Raw genomic sequence first — 24,391 nt, forward strand, 5'->3', positions numbered from 1 at the left:
GCAGACAATCAGTCTTTATCGATACGGCTGGCAACCGCGCCCTGCTGGTCGCGATACTTCGCGTCTTCACGGCGGTTATAGGGGCGTGCCGCCGGGCCGGAGAGCGGTTCAAAGCTTAACGCGCCAATCAGCATACCCGGGCGCAGCGCCAGCGGCAGCTTACCGGAGTTATAAAACTCCAGCACGATGCAGCCCTGCCAGCCCGGATCGATACGGTGCGCGGTGACGTGGACCATCAGGCCAAGACGCGCCAGGGACGAACGTCCGTCAAGCCAGCCCACCAGATCAGCAGGCAGCGTCACCGACTCAAAGGTAACGGCCAGCGCCAGTTCTCCGGGATGCAGGAAAAAGGCCTCGCCTTCATCCAGCACGATTTCATCGCTCATCACGCGATCGAGCGCGGCGCTCACTTCCGCTTTCGGGCCGCTTAAGTCGATAAACGGCGCGGTATGCCCGCTAAAGGTACGGAATTTATTGCCCAGCCGCACGTCCACGGTGGCACCATTGATACGCTCAACCGGCGGGCGCGGGGTAATCGCCAGACGACCATCATCAAGCCAGGCTTCAATATCGCGGTCACATAGACGCATCGCACTTTCTCCTTACGTGCTTCTTGGCTGTTGCGAAGAAGAGGGTGACGGCAAACGGATAACGCGCCGTCAGTTTTACCGTTGCGGAAGGTGTGAACGCCGCAGCGATCGGCAACGCTCCTTCCTCAACGGTACACAATCTACCGAATTTATTCAAAAAACTGGCTGATTTTCGCTTTCAGAATATCAATCGCGATACGGTTTTTGCCACCGCGCGGCACGATGATATCGGCGTACTGCTTGGAAGGGTCGATAAACTGCAGGAACATCGGGCGTACGGTTTTCTGATACTGGCTCATTACGGAATCCATCGAGCGCCCACGCTCGTTGACGTCACGCTTGATGCGGCGCATCAGGCAGATGTCGAGCGGCGTATCAACGAAGATAGAGAAGCTCAACTCCTGGCGCAGGCGCGCGTCGGTCAGTAACAGAATGCCTTCGAGGATAATGACTTTCTTCGGCTTGATGTGAATTGTTTCTTTGGTGCGGGTGTGTTCAACGTAACTGTAAACCGGCAATTCAATCGGGCTGCCCTGCTTGAGCGTCTGCAGATGCTGGAACAGAAGATTGTGATCCATTGCGTTCGGATGGTCGTAGTTCGTTTTAACCCGCTCTTCCATCGACAGATGACTCTGATCCTTGTAATAGCTGTCTTCTGGAATGACACCAATGTGTTCATCACCGACCTGTTCACGTAATTCACGGTAGAGCGTGCTGGCGATAAGACTTTTACCTGAAGCCGATGCGCCGGCGATGCCGATGATGACGCATTGATGAGACTTGTCAGTCATAAATAAGCGACCTGGTTGTAGCAAGAGTTAAGGAAGGGTGACGCGGGTGCGTCTGACGCGGCGATTATAGGGATTTCCGCCTGCTGATACCAGCCGAAGTGCCTGCAGAGTGATGAATTCTCGCGCCGTTACGCAAAACCAGGTTAAGCCCAGGTGTACGATTTTGCTCAACATTTCCGCAGCTGGGAAGATTCCAGGGGGGGTTGCGCAAAATATAGTGAAGCGGTGGTAAATTATGGGTGGGCGGAATAGGAATTGAAAATCGTTTGTACTAGCATAGCCCAAACCCATTAATTTTATGCATCCGGGGCTCACTCTCGGCAGCACAGCCTTTGCGGATCCCGTGGTAATGAACAGACAGAAAGCGCGCGTTTTAGCCCCCGTTCCCCATCCTGTCTTGCGGGTAGTGAGTTTAGGTTTACTGGCCTTTGCCTTCACCCTGTTTTCGCTGGAGCTGACGCTGTTCGGCAATATGCTGGCCCCGCTCTGGTTCCCTACCGCCGTGATGATGGTGGCGTTCTTCCGCCATCCCGGCCGCCTGTGGCCCGGCATTGCGCTGGCCTGCACCCTCGGCAACGTCGCCGCCACGCTGGCGCTGTTCCCCCCGGAAAAGCTGAACCTGCTGTTCGCCTTACTCAACGCGCTGGAAGCGGCGATCGGCGCGCTGCTGCTGCGCCGCCTGCTGCCCCAGTACAACCCGCTGCAGAATCTCAATAACTGGCTGCGGCTGGCGCTGGGGGGCGCCATCGTTCCGCCGCTGATCGGCGGCCTGCTGCTAATGGCGCTGAACGATGAAGGTGATTCGCTGCGTACCTTCTTTATGTGGGTGCTGTCGGAATCCATCGGTGCACTGGCGTTAATCCCGCTGGGGCTGCTGTTTAAGTCGCACTATCTGCTGCGTCACCGCAACCCGCGGCTGCTGCTGGAGTCGCTGCTGACGCTGATCGCCACTCTCGCCCTGAGCTGGGTAGCGCTGCATTATCTGCCGTGGCCGTTCACCTTTATTATCGTCCTGCTGATGTGGAGCGCGATCCGCCTACCGCGTCTCGAAGCCTTTGCCGTGTTCCTCGCCACCGTGATGGTGGTCTCCATGATCATGGCGGCGAACCCGGAGCTGCTGGATATTCCCCATCCCGCCATGACCTTCAACGCCCCCTGGCTGCCGTTCCTGATGATCCTGTTGCCCGCCAACGTGATGACTATGGTGATGTACGCTTTCCGCGAAGAGCGCAAGCACATCGGCGAAAGCGAGGCGCGCTTTCGTAACGCGATGGAATACTCCGCCATCGGTATGTCGCTGGTGTCGAACGAAGGGCAGTTCCTGCAGGCCAACAAAGCGCTGTGCAACTTGCTGGGCTATAGCCAGGAGCAGCTGCACCGCCTGACGTTTCAGCAGCTGACCTGGCCGGAAGATTTGCAAAAGGATCTGGAGCAGCTCGATCAGCTGCGTGCCGGTATTATCAACAGCTATTCGATGGAGAAGCGCTACTACACCAGTCGCGGCGACGTGGTCTGGGCGCTGCTGGCGGTGTCGGTGGTGCGTCACACCGACGGCACCCCGCTCTATTTCATTGCGCAAATTGAAGACATCACCGACCTGAAGCAGACCGAGTGGATGAACAAGCGGCTGATGGAGCGCATTACCCTCGCCAACGAGGCGGGCGGCATCGGCATCTGGGAGTGGGATCTCGGCCCGGATACCCTGAACTGGGATAAGCGCATGTTCGAGCTGTACGACATCTCACCGGACGTGCGCCCGACCTACCAGTTGTGGAAGGAGCGGCTGGTCAGCGAGGATATTCCCCAGGCCGAAGCGGTGATTAATGAAGCCCTGCGGGCGCGGCTGCCGTTCAAGCTGGAGTTTCGCATTAAGGTCAACGGCGGCATTCGTCATATCCGCGCCCTCGCCAACCGGGTGGTGAACAAGCAGGGTGACGTCGAGCGTCTGCTCGGCATTAATATGGACATGACCGAGGTAAAACAGCTCAACGAAGCGCTGTTCCAGGAGAAAGAGCGGCTGCATATCACCCTCGACTCCATCGGCGAGGCGGTGATCTGTACCGACGTCGACATGAAGGTCAACTTTATGAACCCGGTGGCCGAGAAGATGAGCGGCTGGCAGCAGGATCGTGCCATTGGCCAGCATGTCTTATCGGTACTGCGCATCACCTTCGGGGATAACGGCCCGCCGATGGAAAATATCCATAGTGGAGACGTCTCGCGCTCCGCCATTGAGCAGGACGTGGTGCTGCACTGCCGCAACGGTGGCAGTTACGACATTCACTACAGCATTACCCCGCTCAGCACCCTCGAAGGCCACAATATCGGCTTTGTGCTGGTAATTCAGGACGTTACCGAATCGCGTAAAATGCTGCGCCAGCTCAGCTACAGCGCTTCACATGATGGCCTGACGCATCTGGCGAACCGCGTCAGCTTTGAAAATCACCTCAAGCGCCTGCTGCTGAACGTGGGCGAAACCCGCCAGCAGCATGCGCTGGTGTTTATCGATCTCGACCGCTTTAAGGCGGTGAATGATAGCGCCGGACACGCTGCCGGGGATGCGCTGCTGCGCGAGCTGGCGTCTCTGATGCTCAGCATGCTGCGTACCAGCGACGTGCTGGCGCGTCTGGGTGGCGACGAGTTTGGTCTGCTGCTGCCCGACTGCAACCTTGAGAGCGCACGCACCATCTCCGCCAGATTGATTCAGGCTATCAATGATTACCACTTCAGCTGGGATAACCGCACCCATCGTATCGGTGCCAGCGCCGGGATCACCCTGATTGATGAGCACAACAATCAGGCCTCGGAGGTGATGTCCCAGGCGGATATTGCCTGCTATGCCTCAAAGAATAATGGTCGCGGCGTGGTCACGGTCTACGAGCCGCAACAGGGGCTGCATCCGGCACGCGCCCATATGCCACCCGAAGAGCAGTGGCGCATGATCAACGATAACCCGATGGCGATGCTGGCCCGCGCCGTGGCCTCCCCGAAAGTGCCGGAGGCCGCCACCTTCTATACCCTGACGCTGAAATTCTGGACCAGTACCGGCGATGTGATGGAAGAGAAAGCGTTCCGCGCCACCCTCGGTGAAAATGACCTGATGCTGGCGCTCGATCGTCGGGTTTTCAGCGAATTTTTCAGTACGTGGAGTACGCCGGTGGCACAGAAAGGCTTCGGTATCGCCCTGCCGCTCTCCACGGCGGGGCTGGCCTCGGAGAGTTTTATCGACGAACTGGCCGCCATGCTGGCTGGCAGCACCCTGCCCGCCCGCCTGCTGCATATTCTGGTGCCGGCGGAAGCGCTGCACCGTGAGGATGATGCCCCGCGCCGCCATCTGCGTCGGCTGCGTGAGGCCGGCTGCCAGCTGGTGCTCCATCAGACCGGACGCGATCTGGAAGTTTTCAATCTGCTCAGCCACGACATGGTCGATTACGTGATGCTCAATCCCGAACTGGTAAGCTGGGTACACACTAACCTGATGGACGAGATGATGGTTACTATCATCCACGGCCACGCCCAGCGCCTCGGTCTGAAAAGCATTGCCGGCCCGGCTAACCAGCCGCAGGTGATGGATACGCTCTCCGGGATCGGCATCGATCTCATCTATGGCGACACTATCGCCCCGCAGCAGCCGCTCGATCTGCTGCTCAACAACAGCTACTTCGCGATTAATTAACCGGCTGCCAGCCTGAGCTGTACCAGATGTGCAGCAAAGCATAGGCCCGCCACGGCTGCCAGCGCGTCGCATAGCGACGAATGGTGGCCGGGGTCATGCCGGCGAAACGCTGCTTGATGGCATAATCATCCGGCAGGAACACGTCCGGTGCCTGCCAGCCGCGCATCGCATAGTAGTTTGCCGTCCAGCGCCCAATCCCCGGCCAGGTCATCAGCGCTTTTACCCCCAGCTCGACGTTTTCAGGGCGCACCAGCGGAAAGGTTCCCGCGACGCAGCCCTGCGCCAGGGTAACAATCGCCTGCGCGCGCTGGAGCGGAATGCCGATAGTTTTTACCGTTTCCGGTGCCAGCCGCGCCAGCGTGGCGGCATCCGGAAACAGCAGCCAGCCATCGTGGCCCGCGCAGGGGGTGCCAAAGGCCGCGGCGAGCTTGCCGGTCAGCTTCGCCGCCAGCGCCACGCTCACCAGCTGCCCGAGGATGGCGCGGATCGCCTGTTCAAAACTGTCCACGCAGCCCGGCAGCCGCAGGCCCGGACGCGCCGCCGCCAGTTCGCCCAGCGTGGCCAGCATTGCGGTGGGGTCGAGCCGGAGATCCAGCAGCTGCTCCACCTTCGCCAGCGCCAGATTCGCAACCGGCAGCAGCCCATCGCTCAAAGTCACCACCAGCGCCGGTTTCTCTGCATGCGGCGTGACGGTGATAATCCCCTGATGCCCGTCCAGCGCCAGGCTGCGGCTGTAATGGTTCTCTCCGACCTGTTCAATACCTGTTACTGCACGATCGCGTAAAAAACCGAGGATCCACGGCCAGTCGTATGGCGGGGTATAAGGCAAGATGTACATGGCGTCTCCCTGGTTATTCTGTTCCAGCTTAGCGGCAACCTGCTGATACTGCCCCACTTTTATATTCCATTTGCCGCCGTCGCGACATTTCGCTAAAGTCGCCCCCCTTTCTTCACCGGCATGGGGATGATGATGTTTATTGGTTTTGATTACGGCACCGCCAACTGTTCGGTCGCGGTCATGGAAAACGGCGCGCCGCGCCTGCTGCGTCTGGAAAATGAGTCCACCCTGTTGCCGTCGATGCTGGGTGCGCCAACCCGTGAAGCGGTGAGCGAGTGGCTGCACCGCCACCACGCCGTGCCCACCGGCAACGAGGAGAACGCCGCGCTGCTGCGCCGGGCAATGAATCTCAATCGCGATGAAGATATCGAGGTCACCCCGGCAAGCGTGCAGTTTGGTCTGAGCGCGCTGGGACAGTACGTCGAGGACCCGCAAGAGGTCTGGTTCGTAAAGTCACCCAAATCCTTTCTCGGCGCCACCGGCCTCAAACCGCAGCAGGTCGCGCTATTTGAAGATCTGGTATGCGCCATGATGCTGCACATTCGCAAGACCGCACAGCAGCAGGTCAGCGATGAGATTAGTCAGGCGGTGATTGGTCGCCCGATCAACTTCCAGGGTCTCGGCGGTGAAGAGGCCAACGTCCAGGCGCAGGGAATTCTGGAGCGCGCCGCGCACCGTGCCGGATTTAAAGACGTGGTGTTTCAGTTTGAACCGGTGGCGGCGGGGCTGGATTTCGAAGCCACGCTGCGCGACGAGAAACGCGTGCTGGTTGTGGATATCGGCGGCGGCACCACCGACTGCTCACTGCTGCTGATGGGGCCGCAGTGGCGCGCTAAGGGCGATCGCGCGGCCAGCCTGCTCGGCCACAGCGGCTGCCGTATCGGCGGTAACGACCTGGATATCGCCGTGGCGTTTAAGCAGTTTATGCCGGAGCTGGGCATGGGCGGCCAGACGGAGAAAGGCATCGCGCTCCCGGCCCTGCCGTGGTGGAACGCGGTGGCGATCAACGATGTTCCGGCCCAGAGCGAGTTTTATAGCACCGCGACGGGGCGTCTGCTGGCGAGCTTAATCCGCGATGCCCGCGAGCCGGAGCGCGTGGCGCTGCTGCAAAAAGTATGGCGCGAACGCCTGAGCTACCGCCTGGTGCGTGAAGCGGAAGAGGTTAAAATCGCGCTGTCGAATACCGCCCGCACCGTATCGGCACTGCCGTTTATTCGCAGCGATCTCGATGTGGAAGTGACGCAGCAGGCGCTGGAACTGGCCCTGGCGCAGCCGCTGGCCCGGGTGCTGGAGCAGGTGACGCTGGCGCTGGATTCGGCGAGCGAGAAACCGGATGTCATCTATCTGACGGGCGGCAGCGCCCGCTCGCCGCTGATCAAAGCCGCGCTGGCGCAGCTGCTGCCAGATACGCCAATTGCCGGCGGCGATGATTTCGGCTCGGTCACCGCCGGGCTGGCGCGCTGGGCTGAGGTGATGTTCCGCTAACGAGGTGGTGGGCGTGGGTATGTAGGGTGGGTAAACGGAGTGCACCCACCTTTAACGTGCATCCGCCGTTTGTGGTGTGCGGTCTATGTGATTGCGGTGAGGGTTCCGTTCACCGGGGCACCGCGCTTACATGGGAACGCTGCGCACGTGAACGGGTGAAGGGGGCTCGCCGCCGCCCCCTTCACCATCCCGGCTCCCGGCCACTAAAACCGGCCCTGCGGTCTGCCCTTGCCTCCGGCGCGGAGGTTTTGATGCCGGATGGGTCCATCCCTCCGGCATCGTGGGATTTATGTTCATGGTGGGTGCGCGTTGCTTACCCACCCTACGGGTTAAGGGCGGGTCCAGGGCGGGTGTAGGGCGGGTAAGCTTGCGCACCCGCGTTTTACCTGTGCACCCACCGTTTACCGCGCCCCATCCTTACCCTGCCTCATTCAGACGAATCTCGACGTTGTTTCATATTTCCTCCATCTTTCTACCCGCAGGGATTACTACACTTAGCTGATTATGCCGTCCGGCTCACGCTGTGCAGCCGGCAGCCCGACGGGTTATCATCCCCCGCTAATGTTATGGAAGAGAAAATCACGCCATATGAAAGGTATGCAGAAATCCCGGTGGGTCATGCTCGCGGGTGTTGTTGTTCTGATTATTGCCGCCGTTGCCTGGTGGCGTTATAGCACCTCTACCGAAGGCACACCGCAGGCCCAGGGCAGCGCTGCCCGCGCGGGCGCGGAAGGTCGTCGCGGCATGCGCGGTGCCATGCTGGCCCCGGTGCAGGCAGCCACGGCACGCAGCGAATCGGTTCCCCGCTATCTGACCGGGCTTGGCACTGTGACCGCCGCTAACACCGTCACGGTGCGCAGCCGCGTTGATGGCCAGCTACTGGCGCTGCATTTCGAAGAAGGGCAGCAGGTTAAAGCCGGCGATCTGCTGGCCGAGATCGACCCGAGCCAGTTTAAGGTGGCCCTTGCCCAGGCGCAGGGCCAGCTGGCGCGCGACCAGGCGACGCTGGCTAACGCGAAGCGCGATCTGGCCCGCTACCAGCAGCTGGTGAAAACCAATCTCGTTTCCCGTCAGGAGCTGGACACCCAGCAGGCGCTGGTAGCGGAATCCGCTGGCACCATCAAAGCCGATCAGGCCGCGGTGGCGAGCGCTCAACTGCAGCTGGACTGGAGCCGCATCACCGCCCCTATCGATGGCCGCGTGGGCTTAAAACAGGTGGACGTCGGCAATCAAATCTCCAGCGGCGATACCGCCGGGATTGTGGTGCTGACCCAGACGCACCCGATTGATCTGGTGTTTACCCTGCCGGAGAGCGAGATCCCGACGGTGATGCAGGCGCGCAAAAACGGCACCCTCAGCGTCGAGGCCTGGGATCGCACCAACAAACGGAAAATCACCACCGGCACGCTGCTGAGCCTCGATAACCAGATCGACAGCACCACGGGCACCATCAAGCTGAAAGCGCGTTTTAACAATGAAGATGACGCGCTGTTCCCTAACCAGTTCGTCAATGCCCGTATGCTGGTGGATACCCAGCACAACGCGGTCGTGATCCCCGCCGCCGCCTTGCAGATGGGTAACGAAGGTAATTTCGTCTGGGTACTCAACAGTGAGAATAAAGTAAGTAAGCACCTCGTGACGCCGGGCATCCAGAACAGCCAGACCGTGGTGATTGATGCCGGGCTCTCAGCGGGCGATCGCGTGGTGACCGACGGTATCGACCGCCTCACCGAGGGCGCCAGCGTGGAGGTGGTGGAAGCCCAGAGCGCTGACGCCGCGCCAGCGGCTAACACCCGCGCCGGTTCTCAGGGAGCGCGTTCCTGATGCAGGTATTACCGCCCAGCGCCACCGGCGGCCCGTCACGCCTGTTTATCATGCGTCCGGTGGCGACCACGCTGCTGATGATCGCCATTCTGCTGGCCGGGATTATCGGCTACCGCTTCCTGCCGGTGTCGGCGCTGCCGGAGGTGGACTACCCGACCATTCAGGTGATTACCCTCTATCCGGGTGCCAGCCCGGACGTGGTAACGTCAGCCATCACCGCCCCGCTGGAGCGCCAGTTCGGCCAGATGTCCGGCCTGAAGCAGATGTCCTCCCAGAGCGCCGGCGGTGCCTCGGTGGTGACGCTGCAGTTCCAGCTCACCCTGCCGCTGGATGTGGCGGAGCAGGAAGTGCAGGCGGCGATCAATGCCGCCACCAATCTGCTGCCTTCCGACCTGCCCAATCCCCCGGTCTATAACAAAGTGAACCCGGCCGATCCGCCGGTGATGACCCTCGCCGTCACCTCCTCTGCCCTGCCGATGACTCAGGTAGAAGATATGGTCGAGACCCGCGTGGCGCAAAAAATCTCCCAGGTCAACGGCGTCGGGCTGGTTACGCTCTCCGGCGGCCAGCGCCCGGCGGTGCGAGTGAAGCTTAACGCCCCGGCACTTGCCGCCCTCGGGCTGACCAGTGAAACCGTGCGCACCGCCATCACCAGCGCCAACGTGAACTCCGCCAAAGGCAGCCTTGACGGCCCGACCCGCGCCATTACCCTCTCCGCTAACGACCAGATGCAGTCGGCGGAGGAGTACCGCAACCTGATTATCGGCTATCAGAACGGGGCGGCGATCCGTCTCGGCGATGTGGCGACTATTGAACAGGGGGCGGAAAACAGCTGGCTGGGTGCCTGGGCGAATAAAGAGCAGGCCATCGTGATGAACGTCCAGCGTCAGCCAGGGGCCAACATCATTGATACCGCCGACAGCATCCGCAAACTGCTGCCGTCGCTCACCGAAAGCCTGCCTAAGTCGGTGGAGGTAAAACTCCTCACCGACCGCACCACCAATATTCGCGCCTCGGTGAGCGATACCCAGCACGAACTGATGCTGGCGATTGCGCTGGTGGTGATGATTATTTACCTGTTCCTGCGCAACGTCCCGGCGACCATCATTCCCGCCGTGGCGGTACCGCTGTCGCTGGTCGGCACCTTTGCGGTGATGGTGTTCCTCGACTTCTCGATCAATAACCTGACGCTGATGGCCCTGACCATCGCCACCGGCTTCGTGGTGGACGACGCCATCGTGGTGATCGAGAACATCTCGCGCTACATCGAAAAGGGCGAAAAACCGCTGGCGGCAGCACTGAAAGGCGCAGGCGAGATCGGCTTTACCATTATCTCCCTCACCTTCTCACTGATTGCCGTACTGATCCCGCTGCTGTTTATGGGCGATATCGTGGGCCGTCTGTTCCGCGAGTTCGCCGTGACGCTGGCGGTGGCGATACTGATCTCGGCCATCGTCTCGCTCACCCTGACGCCGATGATGTGCGCCCGCATGCTGAGCCATGAATCCCTGCGCAAGCAGAACCGCTTCTCACGTGCCTCGGAGCGCTTCTTCGAGCGGGTGATTGCCGGCTACGGCGTGCTGTTAAAGCGCGTGCTGAACCATCCGTGGCTGACCCTCGGGGTGGCGCTTGGCACGATGGCATTAACCGTCCTGCTGTGGGTATTGATCCCGAAAGGTTTCTTCCCGGTACAGGACAACGGCATTATTCAGGGCACTTTACAGGCACCTCAGTCGGCCTCGTTCGCCAGCATGGCCCAGCGCCAGCGTCAGGTTTCCGACCTGATCATGAAAGATCCGGCGGTGGAGAGCATGACGGCGTTTGTCGGCGTGGACGGCACTAACCCGTCGCTCAACAGCAGCCGGTTGCAGATCAACCTGAAAGCGCTTGATGCGCGCGATGACCGGGTGCCGGAAATCATTGAGCGCTTACAGCGTGAGGTCGCAGCGGTGCCGGGCGTCGCGCTCTACCTGCAGCCGACCCAGGATCTCACCATTGATACCACGGTGAGCCGTACCCAGTATCAGTTCACGCTTCAGGCACCTTCGCTGGAGGCACTCAGCACCTGGGTGCCGACCCTGATGAACGAACTGAAGACCCGCCCGGAGCTGCTGGACGTCAGCAGCGACTGGCAGGACAAAGGGCTGGTGGCGTATGTGAAAGTGGACCGCGACAGCGCCAGCCGGCTCGGCATCACCATGAGCGATGTGGACAACGCGCTGTATAACGCTTTCGGCCAGCGGCTGATCTCCACCATTTATACCCAGGCGAACCAGTACCGCGTGGTGCTGGAGCACAATACCGAGGCGACGCCGGGCCTCGATGCGCTGGATAATATTCGCCTCACCAGCAGCGACGGCGGCGTGGTGCCGCTCAGCGCGGTGGCGAAGGTTGAGCAACGCTTCGGGCCGCTGACGATCAACCACCTCGACCAGTTCCCGTCCACCACCATCTCGTTTAACGTGCAGGACGGCTACTCGCTGGGCGAAGCGGTGCAGGCCATCACCGACACCGAACAGGCGCTGAACTTCCCGACCGATATCACCACCGCGTTCCAGGGCAGCACCCTCGCCTTCCAGGCGGCGCTCGGCAGCACGGTGTGGCTGATTGTCGCCGCGATTGTGGCGATGTACATCGTGCTCGGCGTGCTGTACGAGAGCTTTATTCACCCGGTCACCATTCTCTCGACCCTGCCGTCGGCGGGCGTCGGGGCGCTGTTGGCCCTGATGGTTGCCGGGGCGGAGCTGGACGTGATCGCCATCATCGGCATCATTCTGCTCATCGGCATCGTCAAGAAAAACGCCATCATGATGATCGACTTCGCGCTGGCCGCCGAACGCGAGCAGGGCATGACGCCGTATGAGGCGATCTATCAGGCCTGTCTGCTGCGCTTCCGCCCGATCCTGATGACTACCCTGGCCGCCCTGCTGGGGGCGCTGCCGCTGATGCTCTCGACCGGGGTTGGTGCGGAGCTGCGCCGCCCGCTGGGTATTGGCATGGTGGGCGGGCTGCTGGTCAGCCAGGTGCTGACGCTGTTCACAACGCCGGTGATCTACCTGCTGTTTGACCGCCTGGCGCTGGCGGTGCGCCGCCGCTTCCCGACCCGTGAAGAGGAGGCGTAAGTGAAGTTTTACGCCCTGTTTATTCACCGGCCGGTGGCGACGATCCTGCTGTCGGTAGCCATCACCCTGTGCGGCGTGCTCGGCTTCCGTCTGCTGCCGGTGGCCCCGCTGCCGCAGGTGGATTTCCCGGTGATCATGGTGAGCGCCTCCCTGCCCGGCGCGTCGCCGGAAACCATGGCGTCATCGGTGGCAACCCCGCTGGAGCGCGCACTCGGTCGTATCGCCGGCGTCAATGAGATGACCTCCTCCAGCTCGCTCGGCAGCACGCGCATTATTTTGCAGTTTGATTTCAGCCGCGACATCAACGGTGCGGCGCGCGACGTGCAGGCAGCGATCAACGCGTCGCAGAGCCTGTTGCCGAGCGGGATGCCGTCGCGCCCGACCTACCGCAAGGCTAACCCGTCGGATTCGCCGATCATGATCCTGACGCTGACCTCGGATACGTACTCTCAGGGCAAGCTCTACGATTTCGCATCCACTCAACTGGCGCAGACCATTGCCCAGATTGACGGCGTTGGCGATGTGGATGTCGGCGGCAGCTCGCTGCCCGCGATCCGCGTCGGGCTGAACCCGCAGGCGCTGTTTAACCAGGGCGTGTCGCTGGATGCGGTGCGGGAAGCCATCAGCAATGCCAACGTGCGCCGTCCGCAGGGCGCGGTGGAGGACGACACCCGCCGCTGGCAGTTGCAGACCAACGACGAGCTGAAAACCGCCGATGAGTATCAGCCGCTGGTTATTCACTACAACAACGGCGCGGCGGTGCGTCTGGGCGACGTGGCGACGGTGACCGACTCGGTGCAGGACGTGCGTAACGCCGGGATGACCAACGCAAAGCCAGCCATTTTGCTGATGATCCGCAAGCTGCCGGAAGCCAACATCATTCAGACCGTGGACAGCATCCGCGCCCGGCTGCCGGAGCTGCAGGAGACCATCCCCGCCGCCATCGATCTGCAAATCGCCCAGGACCGCTCGCCCACCATTCGCGCCTCGCTGGCGGAGGTGGAGCACTCGCTGATTATCTCGGTGGCGCTGGTGATCCTGGTGGTATTTCTGTTCCTGCGATCCGGTCGCGCCACCTTTATCCCTGCGGTGGCGGTGCCGGTATCCCTGATTGGCACCTTCGCCGCTATGTACCTGTGTGGCTTCAGCCTGAATAACCTGTCGCTGATGGCGCTGACCATCGCCACCGGGTTTGTGGTGGATGACGCCATCGTGGTGCTGGAGAACATCGCCCGCCATATTGAGGCGGGGATGAAACCGCTGCAGGCGGCGTTACAGGGGGTGCGGGAAGTTGGCTTTACCGTGCTGTCGATGAGCGTCTCGCTGGTGGCGGTATTTATGCCGCTGCTGCTGATGGGCGGCCTGCCGGGCAGGCTGTTCCGGGAGTTTGCCGTCACGCTCTCGGTGGCGATCGGTATCTCGATGGTGGTCTCCCTGACGCTGACGCCGATGATGTGCGGCTGGCTGCTGAAGCGCACCAGGCCGCATACTCCGACGCGCTCGCGCGGCATCGGCCGCCTCTGGACTGCGCTGAATCAGGGTTACGCCCGCTCGCTCGGCTGGGTGCTGGATCACGCCCGGCTGGTGGGCGTGGTGTTTCTTGCCACTATCGCCTTGAACGTCTGGCTCTACATCGCCATTCCGAAAACCTTCTTCCCGGAGCAGGACACCGGCGTGCTGATGGGCGGCATTCAGGCCGATCAGAGCATCTCGTTCCAGGCGATGCGCGGCAAGCTGGAAGATTTCATGAAGATCATCCGCGACGATCCGGCAGTGGATAACGTCACCGGCTTCACCGGCGGCTCGCGGGTTAACAGCGGGATGATGTTTATTACCCTGAAAGCACGGGACCAGCGCAACGAGTCGGCGCAGCAGATCATTGACCGGCTGCGCAAGAAGCTTGCCAGTGAGCCGGGCGCTAACCTGTTCCTGATGGCGGTACAGGACATTCGCGTCGGCGGACGCCAGTCCAACGCCAGCTACCAGTACACGCTATTGTCGGACGATCTCAGCGCCCTGCGCGAGTGGGAGCCTAAAATCCGTAGCGCGCTGGCGAAGCTGCCGACGCTGGCCGACGTTAACTCCGACCAGCAGGATAACGGCGCAGAGATGAACCTGGTCTATGACCGGGAGAGTATGGCGCGGCTCGGCATCAGCGTGCAGGACGCCAACGGCCTGCTGAATAACGCCTTCGGCCAGCGCCAGATCTCCACCATCTACGAGGCGATGAACCAGTACAAAGTGGTGATGGAGGTTGACCCGCGCTATACCCAGGATATCAGCGCGCTGGAGAAAATGTTTGTCATCAACGACGAGGGTAAACCGATCCCGCTGTCGTACTTCGCGAAATGGCAGCCGGCCAACGCGCCGCTGTCGGTCAACCATCAGGGGCTGTCGGCCTCCTCTACCATCGCGTTTAACCTGCCCACCGGGGTCTCGCTCTCCCAGGCGAGCGCCGATATCGACCGCGCCATGACGCAGCTTGGCGTGCCGTCATCGGTACGCGGCAGCTTCGCCGGCACCGCGCAGATCTTCCAGGAAACTCTCGATTCACAGGTGATCCTGATTATCGCCGCCATCGCCACGGTCTACATCGTGCTTGGCATACTCTATGAAAGCTACGTGCATCCGTTGACCATTCTCTCTACCCTGCCCTCGGCGGGCGTCGGGGCGCTGCTGGCGCTGGAGCTGTTTGATGCGCCCTTCAGCCTTATCGCGCTGATTGGCATCATGTTATTAATAGGTATCGTGAAGAAGAACGCCATTATGATGGTGGATTTCGCGCTGGAGGCGGAGCGCCGGAGCGGTATGACGCCGCGCGAGGCGATCTATCAGGCCTGCCTGCTGCGTTTCCGGCCGATCATGATGACCACGCTGGCGGCGATATTCGGCGCGTTGCCGCTAGTGATATCCAGTGGCGACGGGGCGGAACTGCGTCAGCCGCTGGGTATCACCATTGTCGGCGGGCTGGTGATGAGCCAGCTGTTGACGCTGTACACCACGCCGGTGATCTATCTCTTCTTCGATAAGCTGCGGCTGCGCTTCGCACGCCGCCCCCGACAGGAACAGACCGTATCGGCGAGTGAATAGCGATGAATGATTTACCCGACAATGTGCGCTGGCAGCTGTGGATCGTCGCCTTTGGCTTCTTTATGCAGGCGCTGGATACCACCATTGTCAATACTGCCCTGCCCTCGATGGCGGAAAGCCTCGGGGCCAGTCCGCTGCATATGCATATGGTGATCGTTGCCTACGTGCTGACGGTGGCGGTGATGCTGCCCGCCAGCGGCTGGCTGGCGGATCGCGTTGGCGTGCGCAACATCTTCTTCACCGCCATCGTGCTGTTTACCCTCGGTTCACTGTTCTGCGCCAGCGCCTCTACCCTGAATCAGCTGGTGGCGGCGCGCGTGGTGCAGGGTATCGGCGGCGCAATGATGGTGCCGGTCGGACGGCTGACGGTGATGAAAATCGTGCCGCGGGCGCAGTACATGGCGGCGATGACCTTTGTCACCCTGCCAGGCCAGGTCGGGCCGCTGCTTGGTCCGGCGCTCGGCGGGCTGCTGGTGGAGTACGCCACCTGGCACTGGATTTTCCTGATCAATCTGCCGGTGGGCATCGCCGGGGCCATCGCCACGCTATGGCTGATGCCCAACTACACCATGCAGACCCGCCGTTTCGACCTCTCCGGGTTCGCCCTGCTGGCGCTGGGCATGGCGGCGCTGACCCTGACGCTGGACGGCTATAAAAGCCTCGGCCTGACGCCGCTGACGCTGACTGCACTGGCAATCGGCGGCGTACTCGCGCTGCTGGGTTATCTCTGGCACGCGCGCGGCAACCCTAATGCGCTGTTCAGCCTGGGCCTGTTTGCCAACCGCCGCTTTTCGCTGGCGCTGTTCGGCAGCCTGTGCGGGCGTATCGGCAGCGGTATGCTGCCATTCATGACGCCGGTATTCCTGCAAATTGGCCTCGGCTTCTCGCCGTTCCACGCCGGGCTGATGATGATCCCGATGGTGCTCGGCAGCATGGGCATGAAGCGCATCGTGGTGCAGGTAGTGAACCGCTTTGGCTACCGTCACGTGCTGGTGGTTTCCACGCTCGGCCTTGCGCTGGTGAGCCTGCTGTTTATGGGCGTGGCGCTGATGGGCTGGTTCTGGCTGCTGCCGGTGGTGCTGGTGGCGCAGGGGATGATCAACTCGGTGCGCTTCTCGGCCATGAACACCCTGACGCTGAAAGATCTCTCTGACGAGATGGCCAGCAGCGGCAACAGTCTGCTGTCGATGGTGATGCAGCTTTCGATGAGTATCGGCGTTACCGTGGCGGGCCTGCTGCTCGGCATGTTTGGCCACCAGCATATCCAGACGGCGAGCGACGACGTCCACCATATCTTCTTCTACACCTATATCTGCATGGCCCTGATTATCGCCCTGCCCGCGCTGATTTTTGCCCGGGTCGCGAAGGAGCGCAGCCAAAACGTCGCCATCCCGCGTCGCACAAGGAGTCATAAATGAAGTTCTGGCGCCCCGGCATCACCGGAAAGCTGTTCCTTGCCATCTTCGCCACCTGCCTGGTGCTGCTGGTGACCATGCACTGGGCGGTACGGCTGAGCTTTGAGCATGGTTTTATCGACTACATTAAGCGCGGCAACGAGCAGCGCCTGCAGGGGTTGAGCGATGCCCTGAGCGAGCAGTATGCCCTGCACGGCGACTGGCGTTTTCTGCGTAACAACGACCGCTTTGTCTTTCAGATCCTGCGCTCGCTGGAGCACGACGGGGATGAAGATCGTCCCGGCCCCGGTATGCCGCCCCACGGCTGGCGCACCCAGTTCTGGGTGGTGGATGAGCGCGGCGCGGTGCTGGTTGGCCCGCGCTCCCCGGTGCCGCCGGACGGCATGCGCCGCCAGATTAAGGTCGATGGTCAGCAGGTCGGGGAAGTGATCGCCTCGCCGGTAGAGCGCCTGACCCGCAATACCGATATTAACTTCGACCGCCAGCAGCGGCGCACCAGCTGGCTGATCGTCGGGCTGGCGACCCTGCTGGCGGCGCTGGCCACTTTCCCGCTGGCGCGCGGGCTGCTCTCTCCGGTGAAGCGGCTGGTGGAAGGCACCCACAAACTCGCCGCCGGGGATTTCACCACCCGCGTCACGCCGTCCGGGGAAGATGAACTGGGCAAGCTGGCCCAGGATTTCAACCAGCTCGCCAGCACGCTGGAGAAGAACCAGACCATGCGCCGGGCGTTTATGGCGGATATCTCCCACGAGCTGCGTACGCCGCTGGCGGTGCTGCGCGGCGAGCTGGAAGCGATTCAGGACGGCGTGCGTAAATTCACCCCGGAGTCGGTCGCTTCGCTGCAGGCCGAAGTGGGTACCCTGACCAAGCTGGTGGACGATCTGCATCAGCTGTCGATGTCCGACGAAGGCGCGCTGGCTTATCAGAAAGCGCCAGTGGATATCATCACCCTGATTGAAATGGCGGCGGGCGCATTCCGGGAGCGATTCAACGGCCGCGGCCTGCAACTGCGGCTCTCCCTGCCCGATCGCGCCACGGTATTTGGCGATCGCGATCGCCTGATGCAGCTGTTCAACAACCTGCTGGAAAACAGCCTGCGCTACACCGACACCGGCGGGGAGTTACTTATTACCGGCGAGCTGAGCGCCCGCAGCCTGGCGCTGCACTTTTCCGACACCGCACCGGGGGTCAACGATGAGCAACTGACGATGCTGTTTGAGCGCTTCTACCGTGCCGAGGGCTCGCGTAACCGCGCCAGCGGCGGCTCCGGGCTTGGGCTTGCCATCTGCCAGAACATTGTCGCCGCGCACAACGGCACGCTGAGCGCCAGCCATTCGCCATCCGGCGGATTACGCGTTACAGTTGACCTTCCTCTGGATCCTGACTTACCGAGAGACGCATGACCGGCTTAATCCTTGATGAAAACGCCCCACGCATTCTTATCGTGGAAGATGAACCCAAACTGGGCCAGCTGCTGATCGACTATCTGCATGCGGCAAGCTACAACCCGACGCTGATAAGCCACGGCGACAAGGTGCTGCCGTACGTGCGCCAGACGCCGCCGGATCTTATCCTGCTGGACCTGATGCTGCCGGGCACCGACGGGCTGACGCTATGCCGGGAGATCCGCCGCTTTTCCGACGTTCCGATTGTGATGGTAACGGCGAAAATTGAGGAGATTGACCGCCTGCTGGGGCTGGAAATTGGTGCCGATGACTACATCTGCAAGCCCTACAGCCCGCGTGAGGTGGTGGCGCGGGTGAAAACTATCCTGCGCCGCTGCAAACCGCAGCGCGAGGTGCAGGCGCTGGATGCGCAGAGTCCGCTGATCATTGACGAAGGCCGCTTCCAGGCCAGCTGGCAGGACAAACTGCTGGATCTCACCCCGGCGGAGTTCCGCCTGCTGAAAACCCTCTCTCACGAGCCGGGCAAGGTGTTTTCCCGCGAGCAGCTGCTGAACCATCTCTACGATGACTACCGCGTGGTCACCGACCGCACCATCGACAGTCACATCAAAAACCTGCGCCGCAAGCTTGAAGCGCTCGACGCCGAACAGTCGTTTATTCGTGCCGTCTATGGCGTCGGCTATCGCTGGGAAGCGGACGCCTGCCGCCTGGGGTAGCCGCGCGGGTTATGAGTACGGTGGGCAGCTACGCCCACCTTTCAGCAGGGTTAACGGCGAGGGTGATCCGGCGCGTAGCTTAACGTTGCGCGCAGATAAAGCATGAACGGCGGGATAACCATCGCTAGGATATAACACCTATAAAAATCGATATCATCGGCTGAAATAGCGACTTCCGCCGCTGCTACCTCGTTGTTACGCATCAGCGGATCAACGTATCTGTACAGAAATAACATCACCGACAGCGTCATGAGTCTTGCCAGCAGCAAACCTGCCTGACTTATCAACGACACCGGATAAAAACGTTTACGCCTCAATAGATAATACTCGCCAGCAATATACATGCCGAATGCGGCGCTGTTGAATAAAGGTTTTATCATTGCCCAATGGATATCCCTTATTACCAGCGGGTACCCCTGAAAATAACAGCCGATGACAAGATTATCGATATGGTAGCCAATAATCAGCCACATAATAACCAGTAACGTTGCGGTAAGAGCACTATTCATCATGGTTTTTTGCACTTATGAGCAACTATTGCCATTAATTGTGAAAGTTCGCGCCGCGACCTGATGACCATCAGTTCACCGGTTTTCCTGTTGTATTTTGCCGCAGCGATGGGCGTACCCTGGCCGCCCTCCTCCATAAAAAATGAAAGCCCGCCGCGCGCGTAAAGGTTGATTCTTTTTACCGGATCGCTACCGTAATTAAAAATCGGCGGCGTGAAGACTAATTTTTTTGACAAGAGATTCAGCCTGTTACTTTCAAATCCATCAAGCGGTACAGCAACCATAGTGCTGCCGCTATAGACCAGATTATAAAGACAATCGTGTCCAGGGGCATCGTTAATCGTTACCTTTCCACCCGTCATATATTTAATTGATTGCCAGAGGGTCGTATTGCCGGGTTTTATTTTATGCCCATCAAGATAAATATCTTGTTTCACAATCAGCTCGTAGACCGTCCGGTATACCTGCATGAGTGATGGACCTAACTCCCCGATGGAAGGCAGCAGCGAATCGCGAGGATATAACTGCTCAATAATAAAAAAGATATCCGTACTTCTGCCAGCATCCTGCATAATAAATACTCGCTGTAATTTCAGTGGAGTCTGTATATATCACCCGTGAGGCTGATTCAAATACTACGCAGAAAAATAAGAATTCTGACTGACTTCAGGCTATCTGTTCGGGCCCATATCAGGTGATGCCAGATCCTCTTCTGGCAAATATTGTTCATTGCCAACGCTGATAGTGAAAGCTACAATTCCCGCCCTTAACGTAGGGGAATACTTTTGCTCCCCGCCGTCTCACCCGAGACGGATCTGACCTGACATCAGACCGAGAATCACATGTTTAAACCAGAACTACTCTCCCCGGCGGGAACGCTGAAAAATATGCGTTACGCTTTCGCCTATGGCGCTGACGCGGTGTACGCGGGCCAGCCGCGCTACAGCCTGCGGGTGCGTAATAACGAGTTCAACCACGAGAACCTGCAGCTCGGTATTAATGAAGCGCATCAGCTGGGCAAAAAATTCTACGTGGTGGTGAATATCGCCCCGCACAACGCCAAGCTGAAAACCTTTATCCGTGACCTCAAACCGGTAATTGATATGGGACCGGATGCGCTGATTATGTCCGATCCGGGCCTGATTATGCTGGTACGCGAGGCGTTTCCGCAGATAGATGTTCACCTGTCGGTGCAGGCTAACGCGGTGAACTGGGCGACGGTGAAATTCTGGCAGCAGATGGGCCTGACGCGCGTGATCCTCTCCCGCGAGCTGTCGCTGGAGGAGATCGCAGAGATCCGCCAGCAGGTGCCGGAGATGGAAATTGAAATCTTCGTCCACGGCGCGCTGTGCATGGCCTACTCCGGCCGCTGCCTGCTCTCCGGCTATATCAATAAGCGCGATCCGAACCAGGGCACCTGCACCAACGCCTGCCGCTGGGAATATAACGTTCAGGAAGGCAAAGAGGATGACGTCGGCAATATCGTTCACGTTCATGAACCGATTCCGGTGAAAAACGTGGAGCCTACCCTCGGCGTCGGCGCGCCCACCGACAGCGTGTTTATGATTGAAGAGGCGAAGCGTCCGGGCGAGTACATGACCGCCTTCGAAGACGAGCACGGCACCTATATCATGAACTCCAAAGATCTGCGCGCCATCCAGCACGTGGAGCGTCTGACCCAGATGGGCGTACACTCACTGAAAATCGAGGGTCGCACCAAGTCGTTCTACTACTGCGCGCGCACCGCGCAGGTGTATCGCCGTGCCATTGACGATGCGGCAGCCGGCAAGCCGTTCGATACCTCACTGCTGGAAACCCTTGAAGGGCTGGCGCACCGCGGCTACACCGAAGGTTTCCTGCGCCGCCACACCCATGACGACTACCAGAATTACGAGTACGGCTACTCGGTCTCCGAGCGTCAGCAGTTTGTCGGCGAATTTACCGGGGAACGCAGAGGCGCGCTGGCAGCGGTAGCGGTAAAAAATAAATTCTCTGTCGGCGACAGCCTGGAGCTGATGACCCCGCAGGGTAACGTCAACTTTACGCTGGAGCATATGGAAAACGCCAAAGGCGACGTGATGCCGGTCGCACCCGGCGATGGTCATACGGTCTGGTTACCGGTGCCGGAAGAGATGGCGCTGGATTATGCTTTGCTTATGCGCAATCTGGCCGGGCAATCTACCCGTAACCCCCATGCGAAATAGTTAATTATTGTTATTTTTTCCCGACTAACGTTTCTTCGAAACGGATCACATACCGTTTCGTTTAGCATGGGTATTATCCCCGGCGCTGAAAAACATAACTCTTACAGCTGAAGTACCAGGAACCACCTCATTCGCCTGCGTAATCTCCCTTACGCAGGCTTATTTTTTTCCGCTTTCATCCTGTTCCTGGGCGTTTCTGCGCGCGGTGGGATACACTTTCTCTATGATTCTCTCTTTGAGCTTCCATGATGGATAACACCCCGATTTCTCTGTTAATTCTCAACGGCAAAAGCGCCGACAACGTACCGCTGCGCGAGGCGGTGATGGCGCAGCGCGAAAAAGGTCAGGATTTGCAGGTCCGTGTCACCTGGGAAAAAGGCGATGCGGTGCGCTATGTGGATGAAGCGGTGCAGCTTGGCGCCGCGACGGTGATCGCGGGCGGCGGCGACGGGACGATTAACGAAGTGGCGGCGGCGCTGGCGCAGGTTGCGCAGGACAAACGTCCGGCGCTCGGTATTCTCCCCCTCGGCACCGCTAACGATTTCGCCACCAGCACGAGCATTCCGGAAGAGATGGATAAAGCGCTGGCGCTGGCGCTGCTCGGCAAAACCACTGCCATTGATATCGTGCGCGTGAATGACGACCACTATTTTATCAATATGGCGACGGGCGGCTTCGGCACGCGCATTACCACCGAAACGCCGGAGCGGTTGAAAGCCGCGCTGGGCGGCGTCTCCTATCTGATTCACGGGCTGATGCGCATGGACACCCTGAAGCCGGACCGCTGCGAGATCCGCGGCGAAGGATTTCAGTGGCAGGGCGACGCGCTGGTGATTGGCATCGGCAACGGGCGGCAGGCGGGAGGCGGCCAGCAGCTCTGTCCGGATGCGTTGATTAACGATGGCCTGTTGGATCTGCGAATTTATACCGGCGAAGAGCTGCTCCCGGCGCTGTTCACCACGCTCACCCACCCGGAGGACAGCCCGAACATCGTCGACGGCAGCTCCGCGTGGTTTGAAATCACGGCACCGCACGACATCACCTTCAACCTCGACGGCGAACCCCTCACCGGACAGGCATTCCGCATTGACGTCATGCCGCACGCATTGATGTGCCGCCTGCCGCCGGATTGCGAACTGCTGAAGTAATAACGCCAATGGTAGGCGCATAGTAAACGGTGGGTGCACTCCGTTTACCCACCCTACGCCCGTTCTGAAACCGGTAGGGTGGGTAAGCGCAGCGCACCCATCATAAACGCGAATAACCCACGCCAGAGGGATGGCCCCATCCGGCATCAAAACCGCCGCGGCGCAGGCGTTGAGTTCGGGCTGGCGGTCGGGAACCGCCAGAGGGCGCGAGCCCCGGGATGGGGTATCGCGCCCGACCGGACGCGAAACGCCGGAGGCAAGGGCAGCCCGCAGGGCCGGTTTGGTAGGGTGGGTAAGCGCAGCGCACCCACCATAAACGCGAATAACCCACGCCAGAGGATGGCCCCATCCGGCATCAAAACCGCCGCGCCGCAGGCGTTGAGTCCGGGCTGGCGGTCGGGAACCGCCAGAGGGCGCGAGCCCCGGGATGGGGTATCGCATCCGACCGGAAGCGAAACGCCGGAGGCAAGGGCAGCCCGCAGGGCCGGTTTTACTGGCCGGGAGCCGGGATGGTGAAGGGGGTGGCGGCGAACCCCCTTCACCCGTTCACGTGCCCAGCGTTCCCATGTGAGCGCAGTGCCACGGTGAACGGAACCTTTGCCGTTCTACCATAGTCCTCACGCCAAACCCGGTGGATACACGTTAAAGGTGGGTGCGCTACGCTTACCCACCCTACAAACTGAAACGACAAACGCCTCATAAGAGGCGTTTTTTTATGGTGCCAGCGGGTGCGCAGATAAACGGCGGGTGCACGTCGTTTACCCGCCCTACAAACCCACCCTACACTTCCCCCTTAATACGCCGCCACCTCCCGCGCCATCTCGCGGGAGTATTGCTGGCTGGCAGTCACCAGCATGCGGGTGTAATCCGCCTCGGCACCGTTGTTCACCAGCGCATCGGTGGTCAGGGTTTCAAGAATTTTACCGTACTGCATCACCGCCACCTTCTGGCACAGATGGGCGATTACCCCCAGATCGTGGGTCACCATCAGATACGTCAGCTGCGACTCCTTTTGCAGATCGCCGAGCAGATTGAGGATCTCCGCCTGCACCGACACATCCAGCGCCGAGGTCGGCTCATCCAGCAGCAGCACCTGCGGCTCCAGGATCAGCGCCCTGGCAATCGCCACGCGCTGGCGCTGGCCGCCGGAGAGCTGATGGGGATAGCGATCCCGGAAGGCGCGGTTCAGCCCTACCTTGTCCAGCCAGGTATTGATGCGCTGGTCGCGCTGCGGCAGGTTGTGGATCTGCAGCGGTTCTTCAAGGATGTCGCCGATGGTATGGCGCGGATGCAGCGAACCGTAAGGATCCTGAAACACCATCTGCACCAGCCGGCAGCGCTCGTGGCCGATGCGGTGCTCCAGCGGCGTGCCGTTGATGGCAAGCTCTCCCTGCCAGTGGGTAAAGAGCCCGGCAAGGCACTTGAGCACGGTGGTTTTCCCGGAGCCCGACTCCCCCACCAGCCCGAAAATCTCACCGCGCTTCACCGCGAAGTCCACGTCATACAGCACCTGGTTGCGCTTCTCGCCTTCGCCGAACGCGAGGTTGAGGTTGCGTACTTCAATCATATTATCCATG

At 60.4% G+C, this 24,391-nt stretch carries 16 protein-coding genes; 10 read left to right on the forward strand and 6 right to left on the reverse strand.

Annotated features, from left to right (window positions below; genetic code table 11):
- Positions 1 to 8 precede the first annotated feature (8 nt).
- Positions 9 to 590, reverse strand: a complete 582-nt coding sequence (gene dcd, locus KFZ77_RS12870) for a dCTP deaminase (RefSeq protein ID WP_031520817.1) — start codon at positions 588 to 590, stop codon at positions 9 to 11.
- 149 nt (positions 591 to 739) lie between these two features.
- Complete coding sequence (gene udk / locus KFZ77_RS12875) at positions 740 to 1,381, reverse strand: uridine kinase (RefSeq protein WP_031520815.1); 642 nt, start codon at positions 1,379 to 1,381, stop codon at positions 740 to 742.
- A gap of 349 nt (positions 1,382 to 1,730) precedes the next feature.
- Here udk and KFZ77_RS12880 point away from each other — a divergent pair, with 349 nt between their 5' ends.
- Positions 1,731 to 5,057 (forward strand): diguanylate cyclase, encoded by a 3,327-nt coding sequence (locus KFZ77_RS12880; RefSeq protein ID WP_031520813.1) that lies wholly within the window; start codon positions 1,731 to 1,733, stop codon positions 5,055 to 5,057.
- Here the strand turns inward: KFZ77_RS12880 and alkA are convergent.
- On the reverse strand, positions 5,050 to 5,895 hold the full coding sequence (alkA, locus tag KFZ77_RS12885; RefSeq protein ID WP_031520811.1) for a DNA-3-methyladenine glycosylase 2: 846 nt from the start codon (positions 5,893 to 5,895) through the stop codon (positions 5,050 to 5,052). The two genes, KFZ77_RS12880 and alkA, sit on opposite strands and share 8 nt — an antisense overlap.
- A gap of 132 nt (positions 5,896 to 6,027) precedes the next feature.
- Here alkA and yegD point away from each other — a divergent pair, with 132 nt between their 5' ends.
- The 7 genes from yegD (at position 6,028) to baeR (ending at position 18,953) form a co-directional block, all read left to right on the forward strand.
- Positions 6,028 to 7,380, forward strand: a complete 1,353-nt coding sequence (gene yegD / locus KFZ77_RS12890) for a molecular chaperone (RefSeq protein ID WP_264386192.1) — start codon at positions 6,028 to 6,030, stop codon at positions 7,378 to 7,380.
- A 588-nt stretch (positions 7,381 to 7,968) separates the two neighbouring features.
- The gene (locus tag KFZ77_RS12895; protein WP_264384420.1) at positions 7,969 to 9,204 is read left to right on the forward strand and encodes an MdtA/MuxA family multidrug efflux RND transporter periplasmic adaptor subunit; all 1,236 of its coding nucleotides are present in this window, start codon (positions 7,969 to 7,971) and stop codon (positions 9,202 to 9,204) included.
- Positions 9,204 to 12,326, forward strand: coding sequence for an MdtB/MuxB family multidrug efflux RND transporter permease subunit (locus tag KFZ77_RS12900; protein WP_264384421.1), 3,123 nt, complete (start codon positions 9,204 to 9,206; stop codon positions 12,324 to 12,326). Before KFZ77_RS12895 ends, KFZ77_RS12900 begins: the two co-directional genes overlap by 1 nt.
- Positions 12,327 to 15,416: a multidrug efflux RND transporter permease subunit MdtC gene (gene mdtC, locus KFZ77_RS12905; protein ID WP_264384422.1), complete on the forward strand. Its 3,090-nt coding sequence runs from the start codon at positions 12,327 to 12,329 to the stop codon at positions 15,414 to 15,416.
- 2 nt (positions 15,417 to 15,418) lie between these two features.
- Positions 15,419 to 16,834, forward strand: coding sequence for a multidrug transporter subunit MdtD (gene mdtD, locus KFZ77_RS12910; RefSeq protein WP_264384423.1), 1,416 nt, complete (start codon positions 15,419 to 15,421; stop codon positions 16,832 to 16,834).
- Entirely contained in the window at positions 16,831 to 18,234 is a 1,404-nt protein-coding gene (gene baeS, locus KFZ77_RS12915; protein WP_264384424.1) for an envelope stress sensor histidine kinase BaeS, read from the forward strand. Before mdtD ends, baeS begins: the two co-directional genes overlap by 4 nt.
- Entirely contained in the window at positions 18,231 to 18,953 is a 723-nt protein-coding gene (baeR, locus tag KFZ77_RS12920) for an envelope stress response regulator BaeR (protein WP_031520800.1), read from the forward strand. Before baeS ends, baeR begins: the two co-directional genes overlap by 4 nt.
- A 50-nt stretch (positions 18,954 to 19,003) precedes the next feature.
- Here baeR and KFZ77_RS12925 read toward each other — a convergent pair whose 3' ends face one another.
- Together KFZ77_RS12925 and KFZ77_RS12930 are read right to left on the reverse strand one after the other, a co-directional pair.
- Positions 19,004 to 19,465 carry a hypothetical protein gene (locus tag KFZ77_RS12925; protein ID WP_264384425.1) on the reverse strand — a complete coding sequence of 154 codons (462 nt, stop codon included), beginning with the start codon at positions 19,463 to 19,465 and terminating at the stop codon, positions 19,004 to 19,006.
- Positions 19,462 to 20,034 (reverse strand): hypothetical protein, encoded by a 573-nt coding sequence (locus KFZ77_RS12930; protein ID WP_264384426.1) that lies wholly within the window; start codon positions 20,032 to 20,034, stop codon positions 19,462 to 19,464. Before KFZ77_RS12930 ends, KFZ77_RS12925 begins: the two co-directional genes overlap by 4 nt.
- Before the next feature lie 270 nt (positions 20,035 to 20,304).
- Between KFZ77_RS12930 and trhP the strand changes: the two genes are divergently transcribed.
- A complete protein-coding gene (gene trhP / locus KFZ77_RS12935) occupies positions 20,305 to 21,666 on the forward strand; it encodes a prephenate-dependent tRNA uridine(34) hydroxylase TrhP (RefSeq protein ID WP_264384427.1) in 1,362 nt (453 codons plus the stop codon).
- A gap of 248 nt (positions 21,667 to 21,914) precedes the next feature.
- Entirely contained in the window at positions 21,915 to 22,814 is a 900-nt protein-coding gene (yegS, locus tag KFZ77_RS12940; RefSeq protein ID WP_264386193.1) for a lipid kinase YegS, read from the forward strand.
- A gap of 793 nt (positions 22,815 to 23,607) precedes the next feature.
- Here yegS and KFZ77_RS12945 read toward each other — a convergent pair.
- Positions 23,608 to 24,381: an ABC transporter ATP-binding protein gene (locus tag KFZ77_RS12945; protein ID WP_031520792.1), complete on the reverse strand. Its 774-nt coding sequence runs from the start codon at positions 24,379 to 24,381 to the stop codon at positions 23,608 to 23,610.
- Between the last annotated feature and the right edge of the window lie 10 nt (positions 24,382 to 24,391).

Source organism: Siccibacter colletis, from assembly GCF_025914095.1.
In the GTDB taxonomy this organism is placed as follows: Bacteria; Pseudomonadota; Gammaproteobacteria; order Enterobacterales; family Enterobacteriaceae; genus Siccibacter; species Siccibacter colletis.

Coding starts and splice junctions, on each gene's coding strand:
- KFZ77_RS12900 (WP_264384421.1), top strand. CDS start 9,204: ATGCAGGTATTACCGCCCAGCGCCACCGGCGGCCCGTCACGCCTGTTT.
- udk (WP_031520815.1), bottom strand. CDS start 1,381: ATGACTGACAAGTCTCATCAATGCGTCATCATCGGCATCGCCGGCGCA.
- mdtD (WP_264384423.1), top strand. CDS start 15,419: ATGAATGATTTACCCGACAATGTGCGCTGGCAGCTGTGGATCGTCGCC.
- KFZ77_RS12945 (WP_031520792.1), bottom strand. CDS start 24,381: ATGATTGAAGTACGCAACCTCAACCTCGCGTTCGGCGAAGGCGAGAAG.
- trhP (WP_264384427.1), top strand. CDS start 20,305: ATGTTTAAACCAGAACTACTCTCCCCGGCGGGAACGCTGAAAAATATG.
- KFZ77_RS12895 (WP_264384420.1), top strand. CDS start 7,969: ATGAAAGGTATGCAGAAATCCCGGTGGGTCATGCTCGCGGGTGTTGTT.
- baeS (WP_264384424.1), top strand. CDS start 16,831: ATGAAGTTCTGGCGCCCCGGCATCACCGGAAAGCTGTTCCTTGCCATC.
- dcd (WP_031520817.1), bottom strand. CDS start 590: ATGCGTCTATGTGACCGCGATATTGAAGCCTGGCTTGATGATGGTCGT.
- KFZ77_RS12925 (WP_264384425.1), bottom strand. CDS start 19,465: ATGATGAATAGTGCTCTTACCGCAACGTTACTGGTTATTATGTGGCTG.
- yegS (WP_264386193.1), top strand. CDS start 21,915: ATGGATAACACCCCGATTTCTCTGTTAATTCTCAACGGCAAAAGCGCC.
- yegD (WP_264386192.1), top strand. CDS start 6,028: ATGTTTATTGGTTTTGATTACGGCACCGCCAACTGTTCGGTCGCGGTC.
- KFZ77_RS12880 (WP_031520813.1), top strand. CDS start 1,731: ATGAACAGACAGAAAGCGCGCGTTTTAGCCCCCGTTCCCCATCCTGTC.
- baeR (WP_031520800.1), top strand. CDS start 18,231: ATGACCGGCTTAATCCTTGATGAAAACGCCCCACGCATTCTTATCGTG.
- KFZ77_RS12930 (WP_264384426.1), bottom strand. CDS start 20,034: ATGCAGGATGCTGGCAGAAGTACGGATATCTTTTTTATTATTGAGCAG.
- alkA (WP_031520811.1), bottom strand. CDS start 5,895: ATGTACATCTTGCCTTATACCCCGCCATACGACTGGCCGTGGATCCTC.